This window comes from Aquabacterium parvum, from assembly GCF_001447195.1.
Taxonomy (GTDB): Bacteria; Pseudomonadota; Gammaproteobacteria; order Burkholderiales; family Burkholderiaceae_C; genus Aquabacterium; species Aquabacterium parvum.
This window is the reverse complement of sequence record NZ_LFRI01000157.1, coordinates 71,539-97,019: the sequence shown is the minus strand read 5'-3', so window position 1 is coordinate 97,019 and position 25,481 is coordinate 71,539. Positions and strand designations below refer to the sequence as shown.

General features: G+C 65.5%; 23 protein-coding genes. 14 read left to right on the top strand and 9 right to left on the bottom strand.

Annotation, left to right across the window (positions count from 1 at the left end; translation table 11 throughout):
• The first annotated feature begins 190 nt into the window (after positions 1-190).
• Positions 191-1,096, top strand: a complete 906-nt coding sequence (locus ABG80_RS06345) for a type I restriction endonuclease (protein WP_058086908.1) — start codon at positions 191-193, stop codon at positions 1,094-1,096.
• A 143-nt stretch (positions 1,097-1,239) separates the two neighbouring features.
• Here ABG80_RS06345 and ABG80_RS06340 read toward each other — a convergent pair whose 3' ends face one another.
• The 4 genes from ABG80_RS06340 to ABG80_RS06325 are packed head-to-tail and all read right to left on the bottom strand — an operon-like array spanning position 1,240 to position 8,192.
• Positions 1,240-2,466 (bottom strand): DUF2220 family protein, encoded by a 1,227-nt coding sequence (locus ABG80_RS06340; RefSeq protein ID WP_058086907.1) that lies wholly within the window; start codon positions 2,464-2,466, stop codon positions 1,240-1,242.
• A complete protein-coding gene (locus tag ABG80_RS06335) occupies positions 2,463-6,071 on the bottom strand; it encodes an ATP-binding protein (protein ID WP_083505874.1) in 3,609 nt (1,202 codons plus the stop codon). Before ABG80_RS06335 ends, ABG80_RS06340 begins: the two co-directional genes overlap by 4 nt.
• Position 6,072: 1 nt before the next feature.
• Positions 6,073-6,750, bottom strand: coding sequence for a DUF4194 domain-containing protein (locus tag ABG80_RS06330; RefSeq protein ID WP_058086906.1), 678 nt, complete (start codon positions 6,748-6,750; stop codon positions 6,073-6,075).
• Positions 6,747-8,192 (bottom strand): Wadjet anti-phage system protein JetA family protein, encoded by a 1,446-nt coding sequence (locus ABG80_RS06325; protein ID WP_235513760.1) that lies wholly within the window; start codon positions 8,190-8,192, stop codon positions 6,747-6,749. Before ABG80_RS06325 ends, ABG80_RS06330 begins: the two co-directional genes overlap by 4 nt.
• Before the next feature lie 124 nt (positions 8,193-8,316).
• Between ABG80_RS06325 and ABG80_RS06320 the strand changes: the two genes are divergently transcribed.
• Positions 8,317-9,027 carry a hypothetical protein gene (locus ABG80_RS06320; RefSeq protein ID WP_152987492.1) on the top strand — a complete coding sequence of 237 codons (711 nt, stop codon included), beginning with the start codon at positions 8,317-8,319 and terminating at the stop codon, positions 9,025-9,027.
• Here the strand turns inward: ABG80_RS06320 and ABG80_RS06315 are convergent, their stop codons facing one another.
• A complete protein-coding gene (locus ABG80_RS06315) occupies positions 9,028-9,789 on the bottom strand; it encodes a hypothetical protein (protein WP_058086903.1) in 762 nt (253 codons plus the stop codon).
• Between the two features lie 270 nt (positions 9,790-10,059).
• On the opposite strand from ABG80_RS06315, the gene ABG80_RS06310 reads away from it, so the two are divergent.
• Both ABG80_RS06310 and ABG80_RS06305 read left to right on the top strand, forming a co-directional pair.
• Positions 10,060-12,357, top strand: coding sequence for a TCAD7 domain-containing protein (locus tag ABG80_RS06310; protein ID WP_058086902.1), 2,298 nt, complete (start codon positions 10,060-10,062; stop codon positions 12,355-12,357).
• Positions 12,354-13,844, top strand: coding sequence for an esterase/lipase family protein (locus tag ABG80_RS06305; protein WP_058086901.1), 1,491 nt, complete (start codon positions 12,354-12,356; stop codon positions 13,842-13,844). The genes ABG80_RS06310 and ABG80_RS06305 overlap by 4 nt, the downstream gene beginning before the upstream one ends.
• A 12-nt stretch (positions 13,845-13,856) precedes the next feature.
• Here ABG80_RS06305 and ABG80_RS06300 read toward each other — a convergent pair whose 3' ends face one another.
• Complete coding sequence (locus ABG80_RS06300; RefSeq protein ID WP_058086900.1) at positions 13,857-14,756, bottom strand: LysR family transcriptional regulator; 900 nt, start codon at positions 14,754-14,756, stop codon at positions 13,857-13,859.
• 103 nt (positions 14,757-14,859) lie between these two features.
• Here ABG80_RS06300 and ABG80_RS06295 point away from each other — a divergent pair, with 103 nt between their 5' ends.
• The 8 genes from ABG80_RS06295 (at position 14,860) to ABG80_RS06260 (ending at position 22,030) form a co-directional block, all read left to right on the top strand.
• On the top strand, positions 14,860-15,150 hold the full coding sequence (locus ABG80_RS06295; RefSeq protein ID WP_058086899.1) for a BufA1 family periplasmic bufferin-type metallophore: 291 nt from the start codon (positions 14,860-14,862) through the stop codon (positions 15,148-15,150).
• A gap of 12 nt (positions 15,151-15,162) precedes the next feature.
• Positions 15,163-16,008, top strand: coding sequence for a DUF692 domain-containing protein (locus tag ABG80_RS06290; RefSeq protein WP_058086898.1), 846 nt, complete (start codon positions 15,163-15,165; stop codon positions 16,006-16,008).
• On the top strand, positions 16,005-16,775 hold the full coding sequence (locus ABG80_RS06285; protein WP_058086897.1) for an HvfC/BufC family peptide modification chaperone: 771 nt from the start codon (positions 16,005-16,007) through the stop codon (positions 16,773-16,775). Before ABG80_RS06290 ends, ABG80_RS06285 begins: the two co-directional genes overlap by 4 nt.
• 12 nt (positions 16,776-16,787) lie before the next feature.
• Positions 16,788-18,341, top strand: a complete 1,554-nt coding sequence (locus tag ABG80_RS06280) for a PDR/VanB family oxidoreductase (RefSeq protein ID WP_160322464.1) — start codon at positions 16,788-16,790, stop codon at positions 18,339-18,341.
• Between the two features lie 28 nt (positions 18,342-18,369).
• Positions 18,370-18,996 carry a glutathione binding-like protein gene (locus tag ABG80_RS06275; protein ID WP_058086895.1) on the top strand — a complete coding sequence of 209 codons (627 nt, stop codon included), beginning with the start codon at positions 18,370-18,372 and terminating at the stop codon, positions 18,994-18,996.
• Positions 18,997-19,089: 93 nt separating this feature from the next.
• Positions 19,090-20,157 (top strand): hypothetical protein, encoded by a 1,068-nt coding sequence (locus ABG80_RS06270; RefSeq protein ID WP_058086894.1) that lies wholly within the window; start codon positions 19,090-19,092, stop codon positions 20,155-20,157.
• On the top strand, positions 20,150-21,520 hold the full coding sequence (gor, locus tag ABG80_RS06265) for a glutathione-disulfide reductase (RefSeq protein ID WP_058086893.1): 1,371 nt from the start codon (positions 20,150-20,152) through the stop codon (positions 21,518-21,520). The genes ABG80_RS06270 and gor overlap by 8 nt, the downstream gene beginning before the upstream one ends.
• Positions 21,521-21,547: 27 nt before the next feature.
• On the top strand, positions 21,548-22,030 hold the full coding sequence (locus tag ABG80_RS06260) for a nuclear transport factor 2 family protein (RefSeq protein WP_058086892.1): 483 nt from the start codon (positions 21,548-21,550) through the stop codon (positions 22,028-22,030).
• 49 nt (positions 22,031-22,079) lie between these two features.
• Here ABG80_RS06260 and ABG80_RS06255 read toward each other — a convergent pair whose 3' ends face one another.
• Both ABG80_RS06255 and ABG80_RS06250 read right to left on the bottom strand, forming a co-directional pair.
• Positions 22,080-23,042, bottom strand: a complete 963-nt coding sequence (locus tag ABG80_RS06255) for an SdiA-regulated domain-containing protein (protein WP_058086891.1) — start codon at positions 23,040-23,042, stop codon at positions 22,080-22,082.
• A gap of 44 nt (positions 23,043-23,086) precedes the next feature.
• Positions 23,087-23,752 (bottom strand): lamin tail domain-containing protein, encoded by a 666-nt coding sequence (locus ABG80_RS06250; RefSeq protein ID WP_058086890.1) that lies wholly within the window; start codon positions 23,750-23,752, stop codon positions 23,087-23,089.
• A gap of 223 nt (positions 23,753-23,975) precedes the next feature.
• Between ABG80_RS06250 and ABG80_RS06245 the strand changes: the two genes are divergently transcribed.
• Together ABG80_RS06245 and ABG80_RS06240 are read left to right on the top strand one after the other, a co-directional pair.
• Positions 23,976-24,194 carry a hypothetical protein gene (locus ABG80_RS06245; protein ID WP_152987491.1) on the top strand — a complete coding sequence of 73 codons (219 nt, stop codon included), beginning with the start codon at positions 23,976-23,978 and terminating at the stop codon, positions 24,192-24,194.
• A 51-nt stretch (positions 24,195-24,245) separates the two neighbouring features.
• A complete protein-coding gene (locus tag ABG80_RS06240) occupies positions 24,246-24,722 on the top strand; it encodes a hypothetical protein (RefSeq protein WP_083505873.1) in 477 nt (158 codons plus the stop codon).
• Between the two features lie 148 nt (positions 24,723-24,870).
• On the opposite strand, the gene ABG80_RS23390 is transcribed toward ABG80_RS06240, so the two are convergent.
• On the bottom strand, positions 24,871-25,458 hold the full coding sequence (locus tag ABG80_RS23390; RefSeq protein WP_058086888.1) for a PEP-CTERM sorting domain-containing protein: 588 nt from the start codon (positions 25,456-25,458) through the stop codon (positions 24,871-24,873).
• Between the last annotated feature and the right edge of the window lie 23 nt (positions 25,459-25,481).

Genomic DNA, 25,481 nt, shown 5'->3' with positions numbered 1-25,481 from the left:
GTCCGCCGCTTGCGTACACCCACAACGCCTGTCTTGGCGTCTGAGTCTTGTTTTGCGATCGCGTCCACCATCTTCTCCATAGTGGACGCGATCTTCACGCCGCCATACAGCCTTGGCTAGAGGGTCGTCGTCGGACGCTTACGTTGAGGTTGCGTCAAATTTAAGAGAGAAGCGAAAGAGAGGGCCCCGCATGCTCACCGAATCAGCCATCGAAGCCTTCGCCATCAAGCTGCTGGAGCGCCAGGGGTTCACCTACGTGCATGGCCCGGCCTTGGCACCAGAGGGCGAGCAGGCAGAGCGCACCCACTACGGCGAAGTGATGCTGGGGGGGCGTCTGGCCCAGGCAGCACGCCGAATCAACCATCGCTTGCCGACCGAGGTGGTGGACCTGGCTGTGAAGGAGGTGCTGCGTGCGGGCTCACCCGAGCTGTTTGCCGCCAACGAGTCCTTTCACCGCTGGCTGACCGAAGGCGTGCCGGTGAGCCGCCAGAAAGACGGTGACGAACGTGGCGAGCGTGTGTGGCTGATCGACTTTGACCAGCCCGAGCGCAACGAGTTCCTGGTGGTCAAGGCTTGCAAGGAAGACCCAGAGACAGGTCAGATCACCATCAGCACGGTCAAGAAGCTGGCGGCCTATCACCAGTACTACGCTGTGAATGCGGCGGTGGCATCGACCCTGCGTGCCTCCGACCTGGGCTCAGGCCATGCTGTGCGAGAGAACCCTGCCAGTTACGGTGTTCCGGGCGTGTCCAGCCAACCGAAAGGTGACAAAAAGGCGGGCGTGGTGTGGCACACCCAAGGCTCAGGCAAGTCGCTTTCCATGGTGTTTTACACAGGCAAGATCGTGCAGGTCAAGGTGTTTTCATTGGTCAGGACAAAGGCAGGAACCTTTCGCCAGCCTCAAGCAACGACACCCTCGAATCTGGCGGGCTTGCCTGCGCGTCTTGCGAAGCTTGTCAGCGGCCCTCACCCCTTGGGCATCAAGATGACCTTGGAAGGCTTGCTGCAGCCACCTTTTGCAAATGCGACGGTGACACCTTCCACTGCTGACCGTTGCTGGCAATCACCGTCACCGTCTTCTGGTTGTACTTGGTGATCACACCCGTCAGGACAGGGTGGCCGGGGGGATGAAAACTCACCTGCTCGCCAATGCTGAAATCGAGCATGGCCGAGTGCGCGCGCATCTGGTCCAGAAACCTGAGGCGAGCCACCACCCGGTTGTTCAGGTCGACCAGTTGGTCATAGCTGAGGTTGTCGATGTTCATGAGCGGGTTCCACAGTGGCCAGGCCCATGTCAGCAGGCCAGCTTTCCTGATCAATGCACAGGCCCGATTCTCGCAGCAAGGGCAGCAGCACCTGGTCGGCATGGGGGCAGCCAGTGAACCCTGGGTCTGTTTGTCCTTCTTTGCCGGCGCTTTCAGGCGCGTGCCCCTGCCCGGCTTGCATGGCGGAGGCCAAGGCGCTGTAGCCTGGTCGCCAGGCCGCGCAATTGGCAAAGGTCTGGCGCAGTTGGACCAGGATCTGCAGGCCGGCGAAATCCAGGTCGCCGTAGAAGCTCACCGGCAAATCAGCGTGTGCTGGGCCATGCAGCCATTGGGTGAAGGCCTGGGCAGCAGCAGGGGCTGGGCCCCGCCAGTAGAGCGATGCACCCTGGGGATGACGCAAGCGGCGGGCCGCGCCTTTGAAGCCTGATGCGAACACCAGTGCGCAGTGAGCCCATGCGGGCTGGCGCTGCAGGGCCATGCGTTCAAAGGTGACGAGGTTCTCGATGAACAAGATCTCGTCGAAGCCTTGCGTTCCAACTTCCGTGCCTGCTTCAGGCAAGCAGATCAGCAACTGGATGGGCGCTTCAGGAAACTGGTCTGCCTCTGCACCCAGCAAGCGCATGCATTCTTCGCGCTTGTCGAGCACCTTGCTGTGGCCTTTGAAATGCCTTGCAGACAGCTCACGCAGGAACAGCGTGGGCCGGCCCGGGGTGGTTGCGCAGGCCGTGGCCAGCGCGTTGAGCACCTGAGCCACCTCGCCAGCGGGCATGCCGGCAAACCATGGCAAGGGGTTGCGCTGCAGGTAGTCCAGCAAGGCGGGTGCATCCGGCACCTCCAGCACACCTGGCGCGCCAAGTTGCGCAACCAACTCTCGGCTCCACTTGGGCCCCATGGGGTGATGATCCGACCACGAAGCCAGGGCGAGCGCATCGTGCAGCACCAGCGTGGGGTCTTGATCGGCCAGTGTCTGAAAGGCCTGGGGCTTCTTGGTTCGCAGTGTGACCCAACCCGTTTGCACCAGCGACTGCAACAGTGCGGTGATGCGGGCCAGGTCATCGGGTGTCTGAGTGGCGTGCAGCTCTGGCAGCACCTTGGCATCGAGCTTCAAGGTCACGGTGCGCAGGCCTTGGCTGCGATCGGCCTTGTCAAGCAGCGCGTGGGCCAGCCTGATCAACAGGGGGGCAGGCGCAGGCGTGCTCATGGCTTTGCCTCAAACGCTTGTCGCGCCTGTTCGCGTGCGGTCTGGGCGTGATCGGCCCACAGTTGTGCCATGGCGTGCCGTTTGAAGTCTTTCTCCTGCACTTCGCTGAGGTACACCGTCTGGCCGTTGGCCTGGGCCTCCAGCTTCGAGAAGGTGTACTCCTTGTCGAACTCGGGCTTGATGGCGCCTGACTTGGACGTGGGCATCGCCACGATCAACTGCAGCCCCATGTTCTGGGAGAGGAAGCGCAGCACCGCACGAGAGCGGCTTTCGTCCATCTTGGAGAAGGCCTCGTCGGACAGCATCATGCGCAGCGCGGGTGCTTTGGCATCCCGGCCGAAGTGCCCGAGCGCGTGGGCCAGAACGGCCGCGCGGATCACGTAGAACGGCGTTTCCAGCTCGCCGCCAGAGCCTGTGCCCCAGGTGGACAGCGGCGTGGCGTGACCACCCACGATGCGGTGGATGTCGTAGCGGCGGTAGTTGCGGTAGTCGGCCAGCTCTTTGAGGGCGCGTTCGGCGGCGATCTGGTCTTGTGACAACAGCAGGCGTTTGATTTCCTGGGCTGTGGCGCGGTGGGCTTCGGACAGCTGGGGGGCATCGAAGATGGCGCCCTTGTCCTTGTCGAGCTGGTCCACCACGGTGTCGAGGGCTTCGAAGAAATCGTAGAAGGCCTTGAAGCGGGGCACCCAGTCTTGCACCACGTCGTAGGTGTCCACGCCGAACTGGATGGCCTTGAGCTCGCTGCTGAGCTTGCGCAAGGTGGCTGAGCCATCCTTGACATCGCGTCGCACCTGGAAGCAGAAGTCGCTGGTGAAGACGTGGTTGAAGCTGGCCTCGGCTTTCTCCAACCGTGCGACGTTGTCGGCCAGGCCGATGCTGTCTTGCCGCCGGACCTGATCGCGGGCCGTGTGTTGCACACCTTGCACCGATTGCAGCACGGCTTCCATCTGGTCCACCACGCGGGGTGGTTCGTTCCAGGTGAAGCGTTCGTCATCGGTGCGCGCACCCGCCAGGTAGGTGCCGATGTGGTTGCGCAGCGTTTTGAGCCGGTCGGGCAGGTTGTCGGCGGTGTTGTTCACCCAGTTGGACAGGGTGCTGGTGGTGGGCTCGTCTGTGTCGCCGAGTTCCTGGGCTTCTGTCTGCAACTGCACTTCGGAGGTAATGCCTGAAGCCACAGCGGCAAACCGGCTGAACCAGACGCTAGCGTTGGTGACTTCCTGGTCGAGCGTGGGCCGGCGAGCGTCCAGGTCAGCCAGTCGCTTGGTGGCCTGCGCGAGATCCTTGTCTTGAACGCCGACTTTTCTTTGTTCATCGTCCCATTGCTTGGCGCAGTCCTCCAGGGCCTCTTGCAGGCCTGCTTTGCGCGCCGTCAGCCCATCGATGCTGGAGGTGTCCAGGCGGCTCAAGTCGAGCACCACTTCAACGTGCAGCAGGCGTGTGGACAGCGCTTCGCCCAGCGCCTGGCTCAGCGAGTCAGCACCCAGGCGTTGGAACCAACCCATGACCATGCGCAAGGATCGGTCGAGGTTGGTCAACTGGGTCAGTTCGGGGACCAGCGCATCCAGCCGCCGGCTGACCCAGGCCAGGCGCTTTTGGCGGCTTGCCAGGCCGAAGGTCAGTTCATGCTCGCTGGCCAGGCAGGCAAACATGCCGTAGGCACGGCTGCCCAATCCCTGCTGCATCAGGCCTTGAGGCGTCTTGCGCAACTCGGCTTCGGTGCCAACCTTGACCACACGGCGGTACAGTGCCAGCAGGTAGGCGTTGGCCACGGGGTGCTGGCAGACCAGCTCATGAAGGATGGCTTGCGGAGGCAGGCTGGCGTCTCGCGTGTCGTCGATGGCCTTGCTGCCTTGCACGATCTTGGGCGAGCGGCGGGCAAAGTGATGCTTGATCAACTTGATGGCGTCTTCTTCGTGCTCAGGTTCGACGATGATGGCGAAGCGGTCACGGCCCATGTAGCCCTCGATGGAGGATTGCCAGGTGCTGCCGGGCTTGGGTTCGATCAGTGCGGCCAGCATCTTGGCCCGCGCCTGGGGCAGTTCGTCGTCCAGCAGGGTCAGAGCCTGCTGGACGTCGGTGGGCGCAGGCGAGCGGCCGCTGAGCAGCAGCTTGAGCTCCGCACGCAAGGCGTCCTGCTCATCCTTGAGCAAGCGTTGCTGTTGCAGCAGTTGGCTGCGCGCATTGATCAGCGCGTTCATCACCGATGCGTCGGCCCCCGAAAGCACCGACTCCAGGGCCTTGAGAGCCTGGTCCAGGGGCTCCAGCTCAAAGGCGGCCAGCTCGTCATCCAGGCGTGCGGCACTCGTCAAGGGGCCGCGTGCAGGCGCCCAGAGCTTGTGGGCCTGCTGGGCTGCGGGATGCAGCCTGGTCACTGCTTCGCGCAGATCGGGCAAAGCCGACACATCCAGCGCCAGCAGTTGCGTGACGTGGGTCAGCACCTCGTCCATCTGTCGGGCCGCTTGCTGCACCCGGGACCACTCTTTGTGGAACTGCTGGGCCAGGTGGGCCGCACGGGCGTCCAGTGCTTGTTTGGCCTGATTGACCGTGCTGAGGTTCAACTCGCCCTGCACCTCGGCCAGTTCGCTGTCCAGCCGCTGGCGCTGCAAGCCGATGGCATCCAGCCGGCCCTGGGATTCGCCAGCTTGCTTGAGCAGGCGCTGTTGGTGGTTGAAAACGCTCAGCCGTTCTGCTGTGCACTCGCGTTGCAGGCGCAGCGCATGGGCGTTGAGCGCGATGACGTGCTTGCGCAGCAAAGCGATGACGTCCGAGGCTGCGTCATCGACCAGCTTCAGGCGATCGATGTTGAGTTTGAGGCGCTCGGCATCTGCCTTGAGGCGAGCGATCTCTTGCATCAACTGGCGCAGCTTGCCCACCTCTTGCGAGAAGTCCTTTTCGTCAAGGATCTCGTCACGCACGAGGTCGTTGACGTTGCCGATTTCGCGGTAGGCCATGGCCTTGACGATGGCCCGTGCGCAGCGTGTGGCGTCGGCTTCCGGCACGAATTTTTTGCCCATCAAAAAGCCATAGAGGTGCTGCAGGTAGCTGTCCTTGCCCTCGTACCGGCTGATCTGATCGGGTGTCAGTCCCAGGCGAAGTTGCAACTGGGGCAGCACCTCCTTGAGGCCCAAGGGGCGTGGCGCCGAAGCGCTGTTGGCCGTGGCAAGCAGGTGCTCGATGGAGACGGCGGCACGCACCAGGTAGAACATGGGGCGGCCGCCATCGGCTCGAGCTGCATCGACGTGGGCATCCATGCCCAGCAGCGCCGTGAAGCCCTGTGCCGACTCGCCCTCGGAAGGCTCGAACACCAGGCCCACGTAGCTGGTGCAGCGCGTGCGCAAGAACACATCGCCACCGCATTGCCCCAGGGCGTAGGCCGCCAGCGTGCGTGGCTCTTTGCCACCACGGCGGCTCTGCGTGGATTCGTTCTGGCCTGCGTTGAAATGGAAGACGCCCTGGCGTGCGGCCGTGAGCACGGCTTGCATGGCATCGAGCAGGGTGGACTTGCCGGAGCCTGATTCGCCGGTCAGCAAGGTGGCATCGGCCAAAGGCCAGTCGCGGTGGTCGATGGTGCCCCAGTTCAGGGTGATCAGCCGAGACATGCGCATGTCAGGCGGCTCCTTCCGCTTTTTGTGCGGCAGCTTGGCGCTCCTGCATCATTCGCAACACGTCTTGCAGGGCTTCGTCGCTCACGAAGGACAGAACGGGGCGCAACACGCTGGCCAGGGTGTCCATCTGACCCAGGCCGTCCGCGTCCTTGAAGCGGATCAGTCGCAGCTTGCGCAGTTCGCGCAAAAGTTGGCCGCGCTCGGCCATGGACGATGGCAAGGTCATGCCCATCAGCGACACCAGCGTCTGCGAGAGCTCTTCCAGGCTGATGGCGAGCTCCTGGTTGACCAGCTCGCGTTTGCCGGTGAGGGCTTCGGTGTAGAGAAAACGCAAGCCCAGTGCGGCGGCCACGACATCGCGCGACAGCCGGGCCCGCAAGCGCTTGACGCCGTCTTCATCCTCCTGGTCATCGCCCGGTGGGTACAGGCGAAAGAGGTTGGCATCGACATCGTGGGTGAGGGCAAAGCCGAGCACGTCGAACCACTCACGCAACAATTCTTCTACCATGGAGGCGTCGTCATACAACGCTTGCTCAGGCCGCGAGTATTCGCGCCAGATGATGCCGCTGGCCATCAGGCGGTTGCACAGCTCTGCGAAGCGTTTGCGTGAAACGGCCCCGCTGGTGCGTTCGGTCAGGCGAGCGTCCAGCAAGGCATGAAAAGAAGTTGGCAAGCTCATGGTTCTCGGCGTCTCAACTCGAAGTCATCGGCCACGAAAACGGGCGTTTCAAATTTGACGGGCAGTTTGTGCGCTGTCCAATGAGCTTTGCCTTGTGCCGATCGCACGGCACCCACGGCGTGCAGTGCTCTCAGGGCGTCTGGCGCATCACCCATGGACAGGTCTGACAGACGCAACGAGCCATTCATCTCACAGCCCTTGACCAAGTCTTGCAACTGCGCCAGCAAGAAATCTTCGCTGATGACGAAGGCCTCTGCCTCGGCGCGCCGCATGGCCGCCTCCAGTCGGCTGTGGGGCAAGATGTGCCAGTCGATGTCAGAGCCATCAAGCTCTTGTCGATCACGTTGAGTCCAGCGCAGGCCGCTGGTGGGCAAGCGGATCTCGGTGGTTGAAAGGCGCTGCGCCAGTGCATTCAGCCAGGCGTCACGTTCAACGGTTGTGCTGGTCTTGATGCCGGCCAGCGTGCGCCCCATAGGTGACTCGGCACCGTAGTCCAGAGACAGTGCCTGGCGCAACAAGCTGGTGAAGCGCCGCACATAGTTGTGCATCTCGCTGCGCAGCATCGGCAGCTTGACCTGGCAGGCGGTGTCGATCAGGTCTTCGATGCGTTTGCAAAGCCAGATGGTGGCGCTGCGGCCTTCGAGCACGCCCTCCAGCCACGTGGCCCGCTGACGCAGGGCACCGTCCACAGCCTGGCGCTGGGGCTCAGGCCAGCTGCGAACCATGTCCAGCAACTCGATGATCTGGCTGCGGTGGCGATCTACGGAATCGGCCACCAGTCGAGACGACAGCTCCTTGCCAAATCGCCGCTCCAGGAAGTCGTTGAATTCGTCCCAGGCCAGCTTTTGCGTCAAGGCTTCCCGGGTGAGGGTCTGCATCAACAGCCGGAAGTATTCGATGTCTTCCTGCAGGTCCTGAACCACGCGGCTGGCAAAGTCATAGGCATCCAGCAACTCGTCTTCGTCGCGGTTTTCAAGGAAGGCTTGCAAGGCCTTGCGGGCCGAACGCATGTTGCGCTGACGGGTCTTGTGCCGGGCGTTGTCCAACTCCGCAAAGACTTCGGAAAACGCCTTGCCGGCGCGTGTCAGCTTGAGCGTGGGCTGCAGGTTGATCGGGTCTTTGTGGTCTTCCAGCCAGCCGTACTCCTTGAGCGCGCGCAGCAGATTCAAGGCGTAATCGCGTTCCGCCTGGGGCTGGACGATGCCTGACGCCGCGACGCTCTCAGGCAACGCGCCAGTTCGATAAGCCGGCTGTGCGATCACCTGCTGGATGATCTCCAGCACCAGCTCACGTGTCAGTGCCTCGGCGTAGTCGGCGTCCGGGCCATGAACGCGCTCATGCAACTGGCGCAGGACAGCGGCGCAGGCTTCTCTGTCCTGCCAGCCCAGTGGCCTGAAGAAATGTTCGCGCGGGCCTTGAAAGAAGACTGTCGGTGCAGACACGATGCCTCCCATGGTGCGCCGCTAATCTGAAATATTGAAAACGGATGTTAATGGCGGGCACCGTTTCTTGACATCCACCTGTTTATGGCGTTTATTGCGCACGTCAACCATCGGGAGGTGGCGTGTGGCAAACCCAGCAGAGACATTCTCGGCGTTCGTGCAATCAAGGCGCGCCAAGCTGAGGCTCATCGCGTCCAGAACGTGTGGTGAATACACCGAAGGCGATGTGATGGGCGAGGCTTGGCTGATTGCCGAGCGAATCGGTCGCAAGCGTGGGTTCGATGTTGATTTTTCCAACGTGCATGACCAGGAAACCGTGCTGGCCTGGCTGTTCAACGAGCTGGTTCGCTATGCAGACAAGCAGACCCGGTACGCTGTTCGCTTGGACAAGGATTGGGATCAGGAAGACGCAGGGGCCGAAGTGGAGGCACTTGCGCGGTTCTTGATCGCGCCTGAGGCGTTCGATCCAGCCGTTGCACATGAGCTGGAAGAAGAGCGAGAAGGGCGCTTGGCCGTGATCAAACACAGCTATTCGCAGGCGGCGGCCTATTTGATCTTGCTGGAACGATTCACATGGGACCTGGACGATTTGGCCGACCACCTCAAGGTGGTGACGGGAACGCTGCAAAACCGCATTCAGCAATGTGCTGCTTGGATCCGCCGACAGCCGTCACTGTTTGACCGGATGTGTGTGATCGAGCGGAACTTTGCGCCCTTGGTGGCGAGGCCTGGGTTTGGGCGTCGGTCTGTCGAAGAATTGCCTTGCGGCCAGCTTGTTTGGACTGGGTGCGGATGGGATGAGCCCGAAGCAAGCATCAAAGGTCATTCCGCCTGATCAACGTGTTGCGCGATCGCTGCCAAAGCGTGCCCGCTTGCGCCGCCTGACACCCAGCAACACGACGCCGCCCGACAGAGCCAGCAGGTACTCATGCGGCTCTGGCACGCACGTGCTCAGGTTGCTCACCAGCTTGAAGCCGCTGAGCAGGCCTGTGGCGGTGTACTGCTGGTGGCCCATGTCGGTCCAGCCGTCCAGAATGTCTTGCTGCCAAGCGATGTCGAAGGTGTACTTGTAGTAGGCATCCTCCTCGAAGATGACGTTGGCCGAGCAACAGGCCAGCTGGAACGTCGTCGAGAAGTTCACCTCGCGCGATGCTTGCAGTGCGGTCTGCTGCTGCAGCGTGGCACCCAAGGTGGCGCCGCCGGCGGAATAGCCCAGGTTGAGCGTGAAGCCCGTGGTGTCGGTCCAACCGTTGGTGGCCTTGAAGCCGATCGTCGTGGGCAGGCAATCGGTGCAGCTTTCGTTGGTCTGCTGGGCCAGGGCCTTGTATTCCTTCCACGTCGTCAGGCTGACCAGCTTGATGTAGTAGACGAAGGAGTCGTCACCGAACGACGGGTCGGGAGCCAGGCCATTGAAGTTGCCGTTGAGCAGCACCTGGTTGAGGTTGTTGGTGACCGGTGGCGTGCTGGGCAGTGTGTTGGCGGGCAGCTCGGGCGCGGTGCAGGTGCCTGGACCACAGTTGGTGCCCGAGGCCGCCAGGGTGGGGGTGCTGGCAAGCAGGCCCAGGAGGGCCAGGAAAGCGATCAGGTATCGGCGCATGCGTTTCTACGGCAAGGTGGGACGGAAAGAGGCTTGGGGGCGACCGCTCTTCCACCCTGCGGGCAGAACACTCCCACGGGCTTTATCGCATGCTGGCCTGACCATGGCGAGGGGCCGAGCGGCCACAGATTAGGGAGGCGGACACATCGGTGGTTTGCGCCCCCCTAGCTCGTGGGAGGCAGCCCGCCCTGGCACCCGTGCACAGCCGTGGCATGCTGGACGTTGGTCCAAGGCCTTGCAGCCGGCCATGCACACAGCCAGGGAGTCACGATGAGCGCAGCAACACAGGACCTTGAAGCAGACCTGGACCTGAGCACCATGCCGCGCGTGGCCCCCGCCCTGCTGCTGCCCGCTCACCTGAGTGCACAAGATGCCCTGCCTCGCCTGCTGGCCAGCGAGGCGGCCTTCCTGGCCGTGCGCCGGGTCGAGGGGCTCACCGTTTACTGGTACAGCTTTGACATGGCGTGGGCGCGCGAGCGGGTGCAGCAGTCGCCACCGCAAGCCTCGCTCAAGCGTGCGCTTGACCTGCAAGAATTCCTGTCTGCGCCAGCACGCGCGAGCGATGCCAAGGCCTTGATGCAGCCGCTGGAGCGCGATGCGGTGGTGCTCGACGATGGTCGCTTCATCGGTGTGCAGACGGTGGCGTCGGTGCCCTTGCCCTTGCCGGACCTCAACGCCATGCGTCAAGCCAGCCAGGCCCGGCTCGATGAACTGACGCGCGAAGTGGTGGCGCAAAGGCATCGAATGGACGAGATCGCATTGCGCGATCAAAGGTCGGAGAGGCGGGTGCACGCACAGCGAGAGGTGTTCTCGGTGCGGCATGCGAGGGAGCAGCCAGAGGCTTCAGGCGCCGAGCCTCCCGGCCTCGGGTTCGAGGCTTGGCCTGAGGCCGCGGCACCCGCTGCGCCCGTGCACGAAGCGCCGCCGTTCACGGCGCATCCCCGTTTCGACGCCCCCGAGCTCGTCCAGCCCCGCCAGGTCTTCACCGTCACCGTGGGCCTGGCCGAGCAGGCGCAGGCCGGGGTCATCGGCGGCCCGATCACCATCGACCTGCCGGCCAGCGTGCAGGCCTTCGAGCTGGGTGTGCAGCTCATCGTCGATGGCTTTGAGCCTGCGGCCGGACAGGGCCTGCAAGCCCAGCTGCAGGTCAACCGCGACCGGCCAGCCGACAGCATCGTTCAGTTCGAGCTGGTGGCGCCTGGCCTGGCCAGCGACGAGCCCACCCGCCTGAGCAGCCTGCGCGTGCTCTACCTGTTCGAGGGCCAGGTCTGCGGCATGGCGCTGCGTCGCATCGCGGTGGTGGCGGGCCAACCTCAGGCGCCCGAGCGCGTGCAGGGCCATGGCCAGTTGTGGACGCAAGCCGAGCCCCAGGCCAGCGCCGTGTGCGTGCAGCCGGGGCTGCCGCCAGTCGATCTCACGGTGGTCATCGACCAGCCCGACGGCGACCCCAGCCAGGGCCGCTTCGTGTGGCGCTTCACCTCGCCGCACACCACCGACCTGCCCCATCAACCGGTGCCCTCCGACCTCGGCACCGGCAGTCAGGAGTTCGGTGGCAAGGTGATCACCGAGGTGCACCAGGCCACCTTGCTGGACATGGCCGAGCTCATGGTCACCGGGCTGGGCCGCACCATCTACGACGCGGCGCCGCCCGAGCTCTGGCAGGCCTTGCGCACGGTGCACCGCGCCATGCAGGCGGCGGGCGAGCGCCGCGCGCTCAACGTGCTGCTGCTCACCGCCGAGCCGCATGTGCCCTGGGAGCTGGCTTTGTTCGATGACGCCGACAAGCTCATCGCCGATGCGCCGCCGCTGCTGGGCTGCCAGGTGAACCTGGGCCGCTGGCCGCTCGACCACAGCGAGTTGCCGCCTCGCGCCCACATCGAGGTGCAGCACATGGCCGCGGTGGTGGGCGACTACGCCGCGCGCTCGGGCTGGCGCAAGCTGCAGCAGGCCATGGAAGAAGGTGCCCAGTTGGTGCAGCGCTACCAAGCGGTGCAACTGGCCGCCGATGCCCCGCAGATCAAGAAGCTGCTGACCGCGCGCCTGGGCGAGGTCGAGCCGGGCCATGGTGCCGAGGCCGTGCACTTCGCCTGCCATGGCGAAGCCCTGCAACAGCACGCGCTCGATGCGGCCGTGATCCTGGCCGATGGCATGCGCCTGAGCCCGCTGGTGTTCGCCAACGCGCCACTGGGCAAACGTTCGTCGCCTTTCCTGTTCATGAACGCCTGCCAGGTGGGCAAGGCCAGCGAGCTGCTGGCTTCGTTCTCGGGCTTCGCGGGTGAGTCGATCAAGGGCGGTTTTCGGGGCTTCCTGGCGCCGCTGTGGTCGGTGGAAGACCAACTCGCGCGCGACATCGCCCTGGGCTTTTACGAGCAGGTCTTCGGAGACGGCACTCGCGCGCCGCGCCCGGTGGCCGAGGTGCTGCGCGAGATGCGCGCCCGCTTTGCCGACACCGAGCCCAACAGCCTCACGCGCCTGGCTTATGTCTTTTATGGCCACCCCGGCCTGACCCTGAGCCGCAGCCCTTCATCCAACGTCAACACCTCATCCACCCTGGAGCCCCAACCATGACCACCTTGCATGGCGGCAGCCAAGCCATCCCCCTCGGCGGCAACCTCACGCTGCGCGCGCCCGGCCTCACGGGTCAGGCCCGTGTGCTGCCTCCGCGCCAGCCCGGCACGCGCGGCGAAGAGCTCGTCACGCCAGCGCTCGATGCGGCCCTGGCCCAGGCCGGCCTGGAAGAAGTCGCCACCGTCGAGCTGCAGGTCAATGTCGTGCCCCAGCCGCTGGCGGCCACGTCGATGCGCGGCCCCGATGGCGCCGATGCCTTCGAGCTCGAAGCGGCCGATCCGGGCCCGGACCACGGCCAGGTGGTGCTGTCCATCGACGAAGCGGGCGCCATGCACTGGCACTTCCCGCTCGACGACGACCTGAACGTGCAGCCGGCTGCCACGCGCGGCGGTGGGCCCTCGCTGCGCTACCGCATCCCCAAGGAAGTGGCTGTGGCCCCGTCCGCGCTGGCCGAGCAGGCCACCACGCGAAGCCTGATCGGCCTGGTCGGGCGCAAGCTGCTCAAGGTGCTGGTCTACCCGATTGGCGACGCCATCTTCGGCCCCGTCATCGACGCGGCCATGGGCTTTTGGGAAAAGAAGAAGCGCCCGCACCACCTCAGCCGCTTCCCTTCGCGCGAGCGCCCCGCGCTGACCGCCGCCGACTGGGCCGACCTCAGTCAGGGCCCGGCGCTGCTGTGGGTGCATGGCACCTTCAGCTCGGCGCGCGCGGCTTTCGGCGACGTGGACACCACCACCTTGGGCACGCTGCTGCCGCGATATGGCCAACGCTCCTTCGCGTTCGACCACCCCAGCGTCTCGGCCTCGCCGATGGAGAACGCCCGCTGGTTTTTCAGCCAGATGCCGGCCGACGCCAAGCTGGAGGTCGACATCGTCTGCCACAGCCGCGGGGGCCTGCTCAGCCGCCTGCTGGCCCTGCCCGCGCTGTGCGGGGGCGATGCCAGCCGCTTCAAGGTGCGCCGCATCGTGCTGGTGGGCGCCGCCAACGCTGGCACGCCACTGGCCGACCCGGATCACATGGTCGCCTTCCTGGACCGCACCACCACGGCCTTGAACCTCACCTCGGCCACGCCCGACTGGGCCGACGCGCTGGAGGTGGTGATGGCGGCCGTCAAGGTCATCGGCCATGCCGGCCTCAAGGGCCTGGACGGCCTGGCCTCGATGCGCCCCGAGAACGACTTCCTCAAGCAGCTCAACACCACGCCGCTGCCGGGCACCGAGCTGTATGGCATCGGCGCCGATTTCGAGCCAGCGGGCTTCGGCCTGGGCGCGGCCTTCTGCACGGGGGTGGACTCGGTGGTCGACCGCGTCTTCGACACCCAGCCCAACGACCTGGTCGTGCCCACGCTGGGCATGTCGACCTGGGGTGGCTCGCTGCAGGTGCCCGCCGAGCGCTACCTGAGCTTCCCGGCGGCCAAGGGCGTGATGCACACGCAGTACTTCCAGCAGGAAGACACCCGCAAGAAGCTCATCGAGTGGTTGCGCTGAGTCGGGCCCGGTTCAGTTCAGCGAGGGTTCGGCTCGCAAACGCTCGGCCATCAGGTCGATGAAGGCGCGCATCTTGGCCGATGCGTGCCGGCCCTCGCGGTGGATGATGTGAATCGGCACCCTGGGTGACTCGAACTCGCTGAGCACCACCTTGAGCTTGCCGGCGGCCAGCAACGGCGCGACCTGGTACGACATCAGCCGGGTCACGCCCAGGCCCAGGGACGCGGCCTCGATCGCGCCATCGTTGCTGGAGACGGTCAACCTCGGTTTGATGCGCACCGACAGCGGCTCGCCTTGGTCCACGAACCGCCACTCGATGTTCTGCGACAGGCTGCTGGCCACGATCACCTGGTGTTGCTTGAGCTCGTGCGGTGTCTGAGGGATGCCGTGGCGCTTGAGGTAACTCGGGGCCGCGCAGATGACCCGCCGAACGTGGCCGACGCGCAAGGCGCGGTAGCTGGAGTCGGACAACTCGCCAATGCGGATGCCGACGTCCACGCCCTCTTCCAGCATGTTGACCACGCGGTCGAGGAACAGGGCTGAAACCGATGTCTCGGGGTGCTGACGCAGGTAGTCGACGATGCCCGGCATCACGTACATGCGCCCGAACAGCACCGGGGCGGTCACCGTCATGTGACCACGAGGTTGCGCGTTGATGCCCACGGCAGCTTCGTCCGCTTCGTCGGCGGCGGCGATCACGCGGCGCGCGTCGTCCAGGTAACGCTCACCTGCCTCGGTGACGCGCACGTGGCGCGTGGTGCGCTGAAGCAGCTTCACGCCCAGGCGATCTTCCAGGGCCGAGATGGCGCGTGTCACCGCCGGGGGCGACATCGCCAGGCGCCGGGCCGCTGCCGCAAAGCCCTCCTCTTCGGCCACGGCCACGTACACGGTCATCAGGTGAAGACGGTCCATCACTGTTCCTCCTGGCGCAATTATCCATTGCCATTCACGGGGATTCTCTTTGTCGGGCGAGGTCGAAACAATCGGCTGTCACCACCACGAAAGGGGCTCTCCCATGAAACGTCAACTTGTATTGCAGGCCGCCCTGGCTTGTGCCCTGGCCACGCTCGCAACCGGAACAGCCCAGGCCGCTGACCCGAACCAGGAAAAGTGCTACGGCATCGCCAAGGCGGGTCAGAACGACTGCGCCAACCTGGCGGGCACGCACTCCTGCGCCGGGCAGTCCAAGGTCGACAAGGACCCGGGCGAGTGGAAGCTCGTGCCCAAGGGCACCTGCGTCAACCTCGGCGGGCTCAACGCGGCCGATGCCAAGGCCCGGTTTGCCGCTTCGGCTGCCCGAAAGTGAAGGGGGCGCCGCATGGCCTCGCATCCCCTGGTGGGCGTGGGCCTGCGCGCGCCTCACTTTGAAGCCCTGCTCACCTCGCCACAAAGTGTCGACTTCGTCGAGGTGCATGCCGAGAACCACTTTGCAGAAGGTGGCCTGTCGCGCGCCCTGCTGGAGCGCGTGGCCGGTGTGTTGCCACTGAGCCTGCACGGCACGGGTGCCGGCCTGGCGTCCAAGGTGCCCATTCCCATGGCGCACCTGCGGCGTTTGCGTGCGCTGGTCGATTGGGCTCAGCCGACCTGGGTGTCCGACCACGTGGCGCAAACCTGGTTTGTCCACCACGGGCAGCTCAGGCACGCGGGCGACCTGTTGCCCGTCGCTTTCGACCGAGCCGCTTTGCGCCACCTGGTCGACAACACCTGCCGCGTGCAGGACCACCTGGGCCGCCAGATCCTCATCGAGAACCTGGCGCAGTACGTCGTCTTCGCACAGTCGGACATGACGGAGCTCGAGTTCCTGGTGCGGGCCTGCGAGCAAAGCGGCTGTGGGCTCCTGGTGGACTTGAACAACCTGCACGTCAACGCCCTCAACGCGGGCGAAGGCGATGCCGAGGCTTCGGTGCGCCGTTGGCTGGACGCCTGCCCCGCACACCTCGTCAAGGAGTTGCACCTGGCCGGCAGCACGCCCAACCCCGGCGGCCTGGTGATCGATGACCACGCGCAGCCGGTGTCCGAGCCCGTCTGGGCCTTGCATCGGCACGCGTGTCAGCGGTTTCCTCAGGCGGTCACCTTGATCGAATGGGACGAACAACTGCCACCGTGGTCGCGGCTGGTTCAAGAAGCCGACCGGGCGCGTGAACACACGAGGGCGCTGGCATGAGACCGATCTGCGCCGAGCCCGACGAGACCTTGCCCGCGCGCGTTGCCGAGGCGGGGCACCCACACCTTTCGGCGCTGTGGCCCTACCCCCCTTCGCGACGCGCCAACGCGCAACGTGCGCTGGCCATCACCTACCCGACCGTGATGCAGCTGCTGGGTGAAGAGGCCTTCGAGGTGCTGAGCCAGCGCTTTCTCGACCAGAGCCCGCATGGGCTGGCCGACTGGGGCGCATGGGGCGAGGGCTTTGCCGCCTGCCTGGCGCAGCAGCCAGAGCTGCAAGACCTGCCTTACCTGCCCGATGTCGCGGGGCTGGACTGGTTGTGCCACGTCAGCGAACGGGCCCAGGACACCGCTGTCGACGCCGCCTCGCTGGCCTGGTTGGGCACGCGCTCACCCGATGCCTTGCGCTTGTGCCTGGCGCATGACCTGCGGGTGCTGAGCTCAAGCCATCCGGTGCTGGCCATCTGGCACGTTCACCACGCCGAGCCTTCGCAACGGACCCGCTGGCAAGCCATCGCGAACGAGCCCTTGCCACCTGAGTGGCGTCGGCACGTGCTGGTTCACCGCAGACCGTGGCGTGCCGTGCCCGCCGAGCTGCCTGAGTCTGCCCACCGATTCTTGAGCGCTGTGATGACGGGCCAGAGCCTCGCGCATGCGCTGGATGCGGCCGAGCCCGCGGGCTTCGACTTCGTCGAGTGGCTGCCCTACGCGATCCAGCAAGGCTGGGTCGTGGGGCTGGCCGAACACCTTCCCGATCCCACCCTTTGAATGGAGCACACCATGTCCCTGTCTTGCTGGGCGTCACGCCTCTACCGTTTTCAGTCAACTCAGCTGGCCTCACTGGCCAGGCTCGAGCCATTGCTGCAGCTTGCGGCCAGGTTGCACGTGGCCCAGGTTTTCTGGTCGTCCGGCCTGACCAAGGTTCAGAACTGGGAGGGCACCTTGTTCCTGTTTCAAGAGGAGTACCAGGTGCCTTTTTTGCCGCCCGAGCTGGCCGCTTGGCTGGGCACTGGCGGCGAGCTGGCGCTGCCACCCTTGCTGGCCCTGGGCCTGTTGGGGCGCTTCTCGGCCCTGGGGTTGCTCGTGGTGAACCTGGTGGCCGTTCTCAGCCTGAAGCTGCTGGGCCGCGTGCGCCTGGTCAGCGAGGCGGAGGACCCGGGCTTGGTCGCCAGGCTGGAGTTGCCCTCATACCGAGCCCGGGTGGAGCGCGCCTTCGTCATCACCATCGAGGCCTACGACTGGAACTGCCCGCAGCACATCACGCCGCGCTTCACCGAGGCCGAGGTGCAGGAGGCCGTGGCGCCCTTGCACGCCGAGATCGCGGCGCTGAAGGCTCAGCTCGATGCGACCCGCCGCACACCCAGCCCACAGGTGCTGGGCTCGGGCCCCTTGCCCCTGCGCATCACGGGCATCCGCCAACTCACGCCGCGCGTGAGGGCCTACGAGCTGCGCACCGTGGACGGCGGTGCACTGCCTGCCATCCAGGCCGGCGCGCACCTGGACGTGCCCGTGGCCTTGCCATCTGGCGTGCTCACCTCGCGCCGCTATTCGATCAGCTCCAACCCCACCCGCCGCGATGCCTACGAAATCGCCGTGCTGAACGAGCCAGCGGGCCAGGGCGGTTCTGCCGCCATCCACGCCAGCTTCGAGCTGGGCATGGTCTTGAACTGCAGCGTGCCGGGCAATGACTTTGCCCTGGTTGACGCTGCAGGGCCCGTCATCCTCGTGGCCGCGGGCATCGGCATCACGCCCATCAAGGCGATGGCGCTGGAGTTGCTGGCCCAAGGCCGCGAGTTCACGCTGCACTACGCCTACCGCTCGCGTGCGGAAGCGGCTTACCTGGACCGCCTGGAGCGCCAGCTGGGCGAGCGCCTGGTGTCCCACGATGCCTCGGCGACGCGCAAGCTGGACGTCGCCGCCTTGCTGCAAAGTGCCCCGGCAGGGTCGCACCTCTATGTGTGCGGGCCGGCGCGCCTGATCGATGCGGTGAACGAAGCCGCCCGACAGCAAGGCCTGAGCCATGAACGCGTGCACCACGAAGCGTTCGCGCTGGACACCGCCCACCCAGGTCACCCTTTCGTCGTCAAGCTCGCCAAGCAGAACAAGACCGTGCAGGTGCCTGCCAACGTGAGCCTGCTGCAGGCCCTGGAAGACGCGGGCGTCTCTGTGCCTTCAGGGTGCCGCACAGGCAGCTGCGGGACCTGCGTGGTGCGCGCCACCGCAGGCAAGGTGCTGCACCACGACAGCTTCCTGAGTCCCGAACAACAAGCCGCTGGGCAGATGTGCCCGTGCGTTTCCCGAGCGCAGTCCGATGCGCTGACCCTGGACCTGTGACCCTCTGACCCCACCCCAAGGAACCAACATGATCGACGTCTACACCGCCAACACCCCCAACGGCCTGAAGATCCCGATGGCGCTGGAAGAAATGGGCGTGCCCCATGTCCTGCACAAGCTGGACCTGGGCCGCAACGACCAGAAGCAGCCCGACTTCCTGCGCATCAACCCCAATGGACGCATCCCGGCCATCGTCGACCACGATGCCCCTGGCGCCCATGGGCCGCTGTCGGTGTTCGAGTCGGGCGCCATCTTGTTGCACCTGGCCGAGCGCTTTGGCCAGCTGATCCCGTCCGACACCGTGGGCCGCACCCGCGCACTCGAGTACCTGTTCTTCCAGGTGGGCGGCGTGGGCCCGATGTTCGGGCAGGCCGGCTGGTTTCAGCGCAACGCACCCGAGCTGACCGTGGCCGTCAAACGCTACCAGGATGAGTCGCTTCGCCTGACCGCCGTGCTGGAAAGCCGCCTGACCACGACCCCCTGGTTGGCGGGCGAAAGCTACTCCATCGCCGACATCGCCCACTTCGGCTGGCTGCGCGTGGCCCCCACTTACCTGGGCATGGACATGACGCCTTATCCCGCTGTGCAGGCTTGGGTGCACGCCATCACCACCCGGCCTGCCACGCAACGGGCCTTGGCCGCGCTGGCTGGCTGATTCTTCCGTTCAGTGGATTGGTTCCTTGCGTCGAGCGTGTATTCACATCGACAGCCGTACCAATCAGAATGACTTCATCAACGAGGTCACACCATGTCTGCCACCCCATCCACCGCTGTTCAGTTGACCCAAGCCAGCTTGCCCGGCGAGCAGGTCATGCCGCATGCCCCCCTGGTGCGCTTGCCCAGCGGCATGGACTGCATCCCGCAGCATTACGTGACCTACCACCACGACCTGGCCTCGCTGTCCGAGATCGCTTCGCGGGTCAGCTTTGATGCGCACACCCTGGTGTTTGCCTCGCAAGACGAGCACGGCATGTCCATCCAGATCGGCCTGATCGGGCGCGAGAACTACGACCGTGGCCAGGCCGTGCGCCCGCGCAAGCTCGTTTACGGCCGCAAGTGGCGCATCGATGCCGACACCCCCAGCTCCGAGATCGTGCAGACCATTTTCCTGGCGATCAAGAAGGCGCGTGAGCACGAGGTTCGCGAGCTGCTGACCATCAGAGAAGGCCGCCATGGCGCCAGCAGTGCCGCGCTGAGCAATCACCTGGACCTGCCCATGCTGGCACAACAGCGCCAATGGCTGACGCAAGCCCGTGTGAACAAGGTCACCGATGCCGAGCGCGTTCAACAGATCCTGGCCGGCTTGCGCTTTGCCGAGCGCACGCTGCACCTGCGCTCGCTCCATTTCTTCGGGGGGCAAGCCTGGGTCGAAGTGACCCTGGGCGAGCAGGCACCTGGCCGTGCCGAAGAAGGCGATCTGCCCGAGTTCGCCGACCTGCGCTTGTGCGTGCGCTTTGACCCATCGCAGCCCCATCAACTCATCCACGAACTGATGGACGCCCTGATTCAACACAGCGACCGGCACGTCGACGAGGCCTTTCTGTTCGACGGCTTCGCCCGGTTCAGCCGTCAGATCGACCCGCGTCTGCTGGCCCGGCTGTCCATCGCGTCACGTCCCTACCGCCGCGACCAGGGCAACACGCGCTTCTACAGTGGGTTTCAACGGGCCAACTACGACACCGATGCCGGCCGGGCGCCACACTTGGGCACGGGGGCGCTGGCCCAGCGCAATCGCCGCCTGATCGAGGCTCACCCGACGCTGCAAGGTCACATGCCCCGAGGTTTCCTGACATCTGAACGAGGTCGACATGCCTGAACACGATTACCAACTGTTTGTCATCGGCGGAGGCTCCGGTGGCGTGCGCGCGGCCCGGGTCGCCGCCAGCCTGGGCGCCAAGGTGGCCATTGCCGAGCGCTTTCGCTACGGCGGCACCTGCGTGATCCGGGGTTGCGTGCCCAAGAAGCTGCTGGTCTACGCGGCCCAGTTCGCCGAGTCCTTCGACGATGCGGCCGGCTTTGGCTGGCGCGTGCCGCAGGCCGAGTTCTCGTGGCCAGCGCTGATCGCCGCCAAAGACAAAGAGATCACCCGCCTGAGCGGCCTGTATGAAAGCAACCTCCGCCAGTCCAGGGTCGAGGTCCTGCATGGCGATGCCCGCCTGATCGACCCGCACACGGTCGAGGTCAACGGCCAGCGCTTCACCGCGCAACACATCCTCGTGGCCACGGGCGGCACACCGAACCTGCCCGCCCTGCCCGGCATCGAACACGCCATCACCTCCAACGAAGCCTTTGACCTGCCACAGCTGCCGGGACGCATCCTGATCGTGGGCGGGGGCTACATCGCGGTGGAGTTCGCCGGCATCTTCAAGGGCCTGGGTGCACAAACCACCCTGAGCCACAGGGGTGACAAGCTCTTGCGCGGCTTCGATGAGGACGTGCGCAGCCACCTGCAAGCCGAGGTGCAGAAGAAGGGCGTCGAGCTGCTGCTCAACAACGAGGTGCAAAGCATCGAACGCCTGCCCGACGGCAGCTTGAGCGTGACGATGCGCCATGCCGCCGCACCCCAGGTGTTCGATGCGGTCATGTACGCCACCGGGCGCCGCCCTCAAACCCAGGGCCTGGGCCTGGACGCGCTGGGCGTGGCGCTGGACAAGGACGGCGGCATCCTGGTGGACGAGCACGGCACCACCAACGTCCCCAGCATCCACGCCGTGGGCGACGTCACCAACGGCCTGGCCTTGACGCCCGTGGCCATCCGCGAAGGCGCGGCCCTGGCGCACAGGTTGTTCGGCCCCACGCCCGTTGGCAGCGCCATCCGGTCCGTGCCCACGGCCGTGTTCAGCCAACCGCCTGTGGGCACCGTCGGGCTGAGCGAGGCGGCGGCGTGGGCCGAGCACACCAGCCTGGACATCTACCGCTCGACCTTCCGCAACATGCGCCACACCCTGGCGGGCCGCGACGAGCGAACCCTCGTCAAGCTGATCGTCGACACCCACAGCCAGCGGGTGCTGGGTGCGCACATGGTCGGTGCCGATGCCCCCGAAATCATCCAGGGGCTGGCGATCGCGATCCGCATGGGCGCCACCAAGGCCGATTTCGACGCCACCGTGGCCCTGCACCCTTCTGCCGCCGAAGAGTTCGTGACCTTGAAGGACAAGGTCACGCTGACGCGCCCTTGAGGACCCTCGCCACCATCAGGACAACACATGAACACCCAAATCGATCCCCCACGCCCTCCGCTGCCACCGTTTGACCGAGCGGACGCCATCAAAAAGGTCAGGTTGGCCGAAGACGCATGGAACACCCGCGACGCCCAACGCGTGGCCTTGGCCTACACGCGCGACAGCCGCTGGCGCAACCGCGCCGAATTCATCCAGGGGCGCGAAGAGATCGATGCCTTCCTGCGCCGCAAATGGGCCAAGGAACACGACTACCGCCTCATCAAGGAAATCTGGGCGCACGACACGCACCGCATCGCGGTCCGCTTCGTCTACGAATGGCGAGACGACAGCGGCCAGTGGTTTCGCTCGCACGGCAACGAGAACTGGGCGTTCGACGACCACGGGTACATGGCCGTGCGCCACGCCAGCATCAACGACCAGCCGATCGCCGAAGTGGACCGCAAGTTTCACTGGCCACAAGGCAGGCGGCCTGACGACCATCCCGGCCTGACCGAACTGGGGCTTTGAAGCCACCAGGCCGCCGGGCGGCATGCCTGGTGGCGAGCCCGGGGTCTTGTCAGCGGCGCTCGCGACGACGCGCCACGAACACCGCAGCCAGGCCTGCAGCCATCAGGGCGTAAGCCTCGGGCTCCGGCACGGCGCTCAGCACGAACAGGCGCGAGTTCGGCGTGCCCGAATCTTCGGCCACCAGGTAGATGGTGCCGCGCTCGTCGATGGTCACGCCTTCGATGGCCTGGGTGGTCACGCCGCTGAGGTCGAACTGGCTGAGGATGCTGCCCGAGCTGCGGTCGATCTCGATGAGCTTGCGCGAATCCAGGCTCAGCACCAGCAGGTTGTCGGCGGCGTTGGTGCCGACCAGGGCGTCGACGCCCGACAGCGTCTGGATGTCCGACAGGCTGTTCAAGCCGAACACCGACGAAGCGCCCGAGAACAGCACGTTGTTGGTGGCCGTGCCGCCGCCCACGGCGAAGGTCAGCGAGTGTTCGCGCAGCTGTGCCGGGTCGTCTTGCTTGACGCTGAAGAACTTGCCCGTCAGCGGGTCGTAGCTGATGCCTTCGGTGCCCACGTTCTTGACGCTGGTGGTGCTGCCGGTGATGGCCACCTTGGGCTGGTTGTTCAGGGCGACGCTGCCGCCGTTGCTGTAGTCGAACTGGTAGGCGATCTGCGGGCGCTCGTCAACGACGACCAGCCGGCCGTTACCCAGGTAGGTCAGGCCCTCGGCGTCGTTGTTGGAGCTGCCGGTGCCGGCCCAGTTGAAGGACATGGTGCCCAGCGTCTGGCCAGTGCGCGAGATCTCGACCACGCCCAGGCCTTCGTCGCCGACGATGAACAGCGAGCCGCGATCGCGGGCGTAGGTCACGGCCGAAGCCTCCAGACCCAGGCCACCCAGCGATGCGATGGTGTGGTTGCCGGTGAGCTGGTAGTTGCCCAGGTTGAGGGCGTTTTGAGCGTGCGCGGGTGCGGCCGACAGCAGGGCCAGGGTGGCGGCGGTGGCCAGCGTGGTGAACAGGGACTTCATGGGGACAACTCCGATGGGTACAAGGTGTGCGGGGCGCGGGCTGATCAGCCTTGGCGACCGCGGCGGGCCAGGGCGCCGATGGCCAGCAGGCCACCCAGCGTCAGGGCGTATTGCGAGGGCTCGGGCACGGCCGGTGCCAGCGTGAAGACGCCGGGGTTGCCGATGTGCCCGTCTGCGTTGGCGTAAGAGCCGAAGGCATCGCCCACCGAAGACAGCACCCACCCGGTGGCGTCGCTGCCGTCGAGCACAGCCAGGCTGCCAGGGTTGCCGCTGATGTCTTGCGTGCGGATGCTGCCGGGCACGAAGTTGGTGTCGCCGTAGCGCAGGCGGTCGACCAGGGCGCCGCTGGCGTTGTAGAGGTTGATCTCGTCGTTGCGGCCCAGGTTGGTGCCGTTGCCACCGATGACCTTGACGCCCGAGGCCAGCGACCACTTGGTGCGGAAGGTGGCGGCGTCGTCTTCGGCCAGGATCACGCTTTCACCGGCGGCCAGGGTGCCGAAGTCCGACAGGCTGACGGTGCCTGCGGTGCGCGAATCGTCGTCGAAGGACCAACCCGTCAGGTCGAGGGCGGCGCCACTGAGGTTGGTGAATTCGATGAACTCGCTGCCGTTGTACATCCACTCGGTGATGGCAACGGGGCTGGCGGCTTGGGCGGCGTGGCCCATGCTCAGGGCGGCGGCAAACAGGGCGGGGCGGACGAGGGACTTCATGGGGACAGCTCCGAAAGATCGTTTGCTGCGGAGTCTGAACACAGCCCGTGACACGCTTGCCGAAGCCACGCGGCAACCCCATGAGCCGATCGGATCATGCTTGCGTGGCGTGATCTGAACGGATCAATCGGAACGCGGGGGGATCAGTTTCAAAACGTGTGGCCTGCACGACAATCGATCATCAAGACGCTGTGTCTTGTGTTGGTTGATTGAGGAGTTCGCCATGCATCCAAGCCCTGCTGACACCAAAGTGGTCGCCGTCAAGGTGATCGAGGTCTTGCCCCGCACCGGCCTCGCCTGGGTGCAATCAGAGGACATGCAGGAGTGGGCCCTGACCCGCAGCACGCCTGGCGTCGACCTCGAGGGCCTGCGTGCCGGGCAGCAGGTGATGCTGCAGGTGCGAGAACACGAAGGGCGAAATTTGCCTGTCGCTTGCCATTGAAGGCGAAATGTTCATACGATATGCGTGTTTTCACAATCCTGTCACGCAGTCATGAGCCGAACCACCTCGCCAACCCCTCAGCCCAAAGCCACCGTCAAGAAGGTGGTGGTGAAAAAAGTGGTGGCCAAAAAAGTGGCCGTCAAGAGGCCGGCGCCCCAAGCTGTGAAGCCTGTGGCCGCGGCACCAGCCAAGGCTGAGCAGGCAGCGAAGCCGGTCAAGGCGCCCAAGGTGGCCAAACCGGCCGCCGCCCCCAAGCCGGCCAAAGCTCCGAAAGCCCCGAAAGCGGCCAAGCCTGCAAAGGTTGCCAAGGCCCCCAAGGTCGTGCGCGACTCTTTCACCATGCCGCAGTCCGACTTCGACATCATCGACCGCATCAAGCTGCGCGCCATCGAGTGGAAGCAGCCGGTCAAGAAGAGCGAGGTGCTGCGCGCGGCCCTGCACGCGCTCGAAGCGCTGAGCGACGCCAAGGTGCGCGCGCTGCTGACCGGCCTGGCGCCCATCAAAAAGGGCCGCCCAAAGGCGGACTGAGCTGAACCCGGTCCCGGGTGCGACCAGCTCGGGCTTGGGTCTCTGCCACCCCACCATGAAAAACGCCCGGCCGAAGCCAGGCGTTGAAACGCGGGTGACCAGGTGGCACGCACGCGCCGTGCGTGCGTGCGCCCCGGTCAGCGCACGGTCAGCCCACCTTGCGGCGGCGAGCGGCAAAGCCCAGTGCGGCCAGACCGGCCAAGGCCAGGCCGTAGGTCTCGGGCTCAGGCACCGCCACGGTCACCGAGAACTGCAGGCCAGCTTGCAGGCCGTCCAGGTTCAGCGTCCAGTCGGTGGCGCCAGCAACGGCCAGCGGGTTGCCAATGTAGAACTCGCTGCTCAAGCCCGGCACGAAGCTGGCCCAGGCCTGCGTGGCCGAGTGGCCCGATGCGCCCACGGCCGAGAAGCCATCGGTGGTGATGGTGCCAGCGGGCATGGCGAAGGTGATGCCCGACAGCGTCACGCGCACGCCGTCAAAACCCAGGCCGCTGAGGTTGCGCACCAGGGCGTTGAAGGTCATGGCGTCGCCGCTGAAGTCGGCCGACTCCAGGGTGAAATTGAGCGTGACGGGTGCCTGCGAGGCCAGGTCCAGGTCGAAGCTCAGGGCCGAGCCGCTGGTGTACTCGGTGAAGGTGTTGCCGCCGGCGGTGCTGGCGCCGTTGAAGACGGCGGCTTGGGCTTGCGTGGCGAAGGTGGCGGCCGCGATGGCGGCCAGGGCGATGTGATGCAGTTTCATCTGGAATGCCTGGGTGATGAAAG

Coding starts and splice junctions, on each gene's coding strand:
- ABG80_RS06345 (WP_058086908.1), top strand. CDS start 191: ATGCTCACCGAATCAGCCATCGAAGCCTTCGCCATCAAGCTGCTGGAG.
- ABG80_RS06340 (WP_058086907.1), bottom strand. CDS start 2,466: ATGAGCACGCCTGCGCCTGCCCCCCTGTTGATCAGGCTGGCCCACGCG.
- ABG80_RS06335 (WP_083505874.1), bottom strand. CDS start 6,071: ATGCGCATGTCTCGGCTGATCACCCTGAACTGGGGCACCATCGACCAC.
- ABG80_RS06330 (WP_058086906.1), bottom strand. CDS start 6,750: ATGAGCTTGCCAACTTCTTTTCATGCCTTGCTGGACGCTCGCCTGACC.
- ABG80_RS06315 (WP_058086903.1), bottom strand. CDS start 9,789: ATGCGCCGATACCTGATCGCTTTCCTGGCCCTCCTGGGCCTGCTTGCC.
- ABG80_RS06310 (WP_058086902.1), top strand. CDS start 10,060: ATGAGCGCAGCAACACAGGACCTTGAAGCAGACCTGGACCTGAGCACC.
- ABG80_RS06305 (WP_058086901.1), top strand. CDS start 12,354: ATGACCACCTTGCATGGCGGCAGCCAAGCCATCCCCCTCGGCGGCAAC.
- ABG80_RS06300 (WP_058086900.1), bottom strand. CDS start 14,756: ATGGACCGTCTTCACCTGATGACCGTGTACGTGGCCGTGGCCGAAGAG.
- ABG80_RS06295 (WP_058086899.1), top strand. CDS start 14,860: ATGAAACGTCAACTTGTATTGCAGGCCGCCCTGGCTTGTGCCCTGGCC.
- ABG80_RS06290 (WP_058086898.1), top strand. CDS start 15,163: ATGGCCTCGCATCCCCTGGTGGGCGTGGGCCTGCGCGCGCCTCACTTT.
- ABG80_RS06285 (WP_058086897.1), top strand. CDS start 16,005: ATGAGACCGATCTGCGCCGAGCCCGACGAGACCTTGCCCGCGCGCGTT.
- ABG80_RS06280 (WP_160322464.1), top strand. CDS start 16,788: ATGTCCCTGTCTTGCTGGGCGTCACGCCTCTACCGTTTTCAGTCAACT.
- ABG80_RS06275 (WP_058086895.1), top strand. CDS start 18,370: ATGATCGACGTCTACACCGCCAACACCCCCAACGGCCTGAAGATCCCG.
- ABG80_RS06270 (WP_058086894.1), top strand. CDS start 19,090: ATGTCTGCCACCCCATCCACCGCTGTTCAGTTGACCCAAGCCAGCTTG.
- gor (WP_058086893.1), top strand. CDS start 20,150: ATGCCTGAACACGATTACCAACTGTTTGTCATCGGCGGAGGCTCCGGT.
- ABG80_RS06260 (WP_058086892.1), top strand. CDS start 21,548: ATGAACACCCAAATCGATCCCCCACGCCCTCCGCTGCCACCGTTTGAC.
- ABG80_RS06255 (WP_058086891.1), bottom strand. CDS start 23,042: ATGAAGTCCCTGTTCACCACGCTGGCCACCGCCGCCACCCTGGCCCTG.
- ABG80_RS06250 (WP_058086890.1), bottom strand. CDS start 23,752: ATGAAGTCCCTCGTCCGCCCCGCCCTGTTTGCCGCCGCCCTGAGCATG.
- ABG80_RS06245 (WP_152987491.1), top strand. CDS start 23,976: ATGCATCCAAGCCCTGCTGACACCAAAGTGGTCGCCGTCAAGGTGATC.
- ABG80_RS06240 (WP_083505873.1), top strand. CDS start 24,246: ATGAGCCGAACCACCTCGCCAACCCCTCAGCCCAAAGCCACCGTCAAG.
- ABG80_RS23390 (WP_058086888.1), bottom strand. CDS start 25,458: ATGAAACTGCATCACATCGCCCTGGCCGCCATCGCGGCCGCCACCTTC.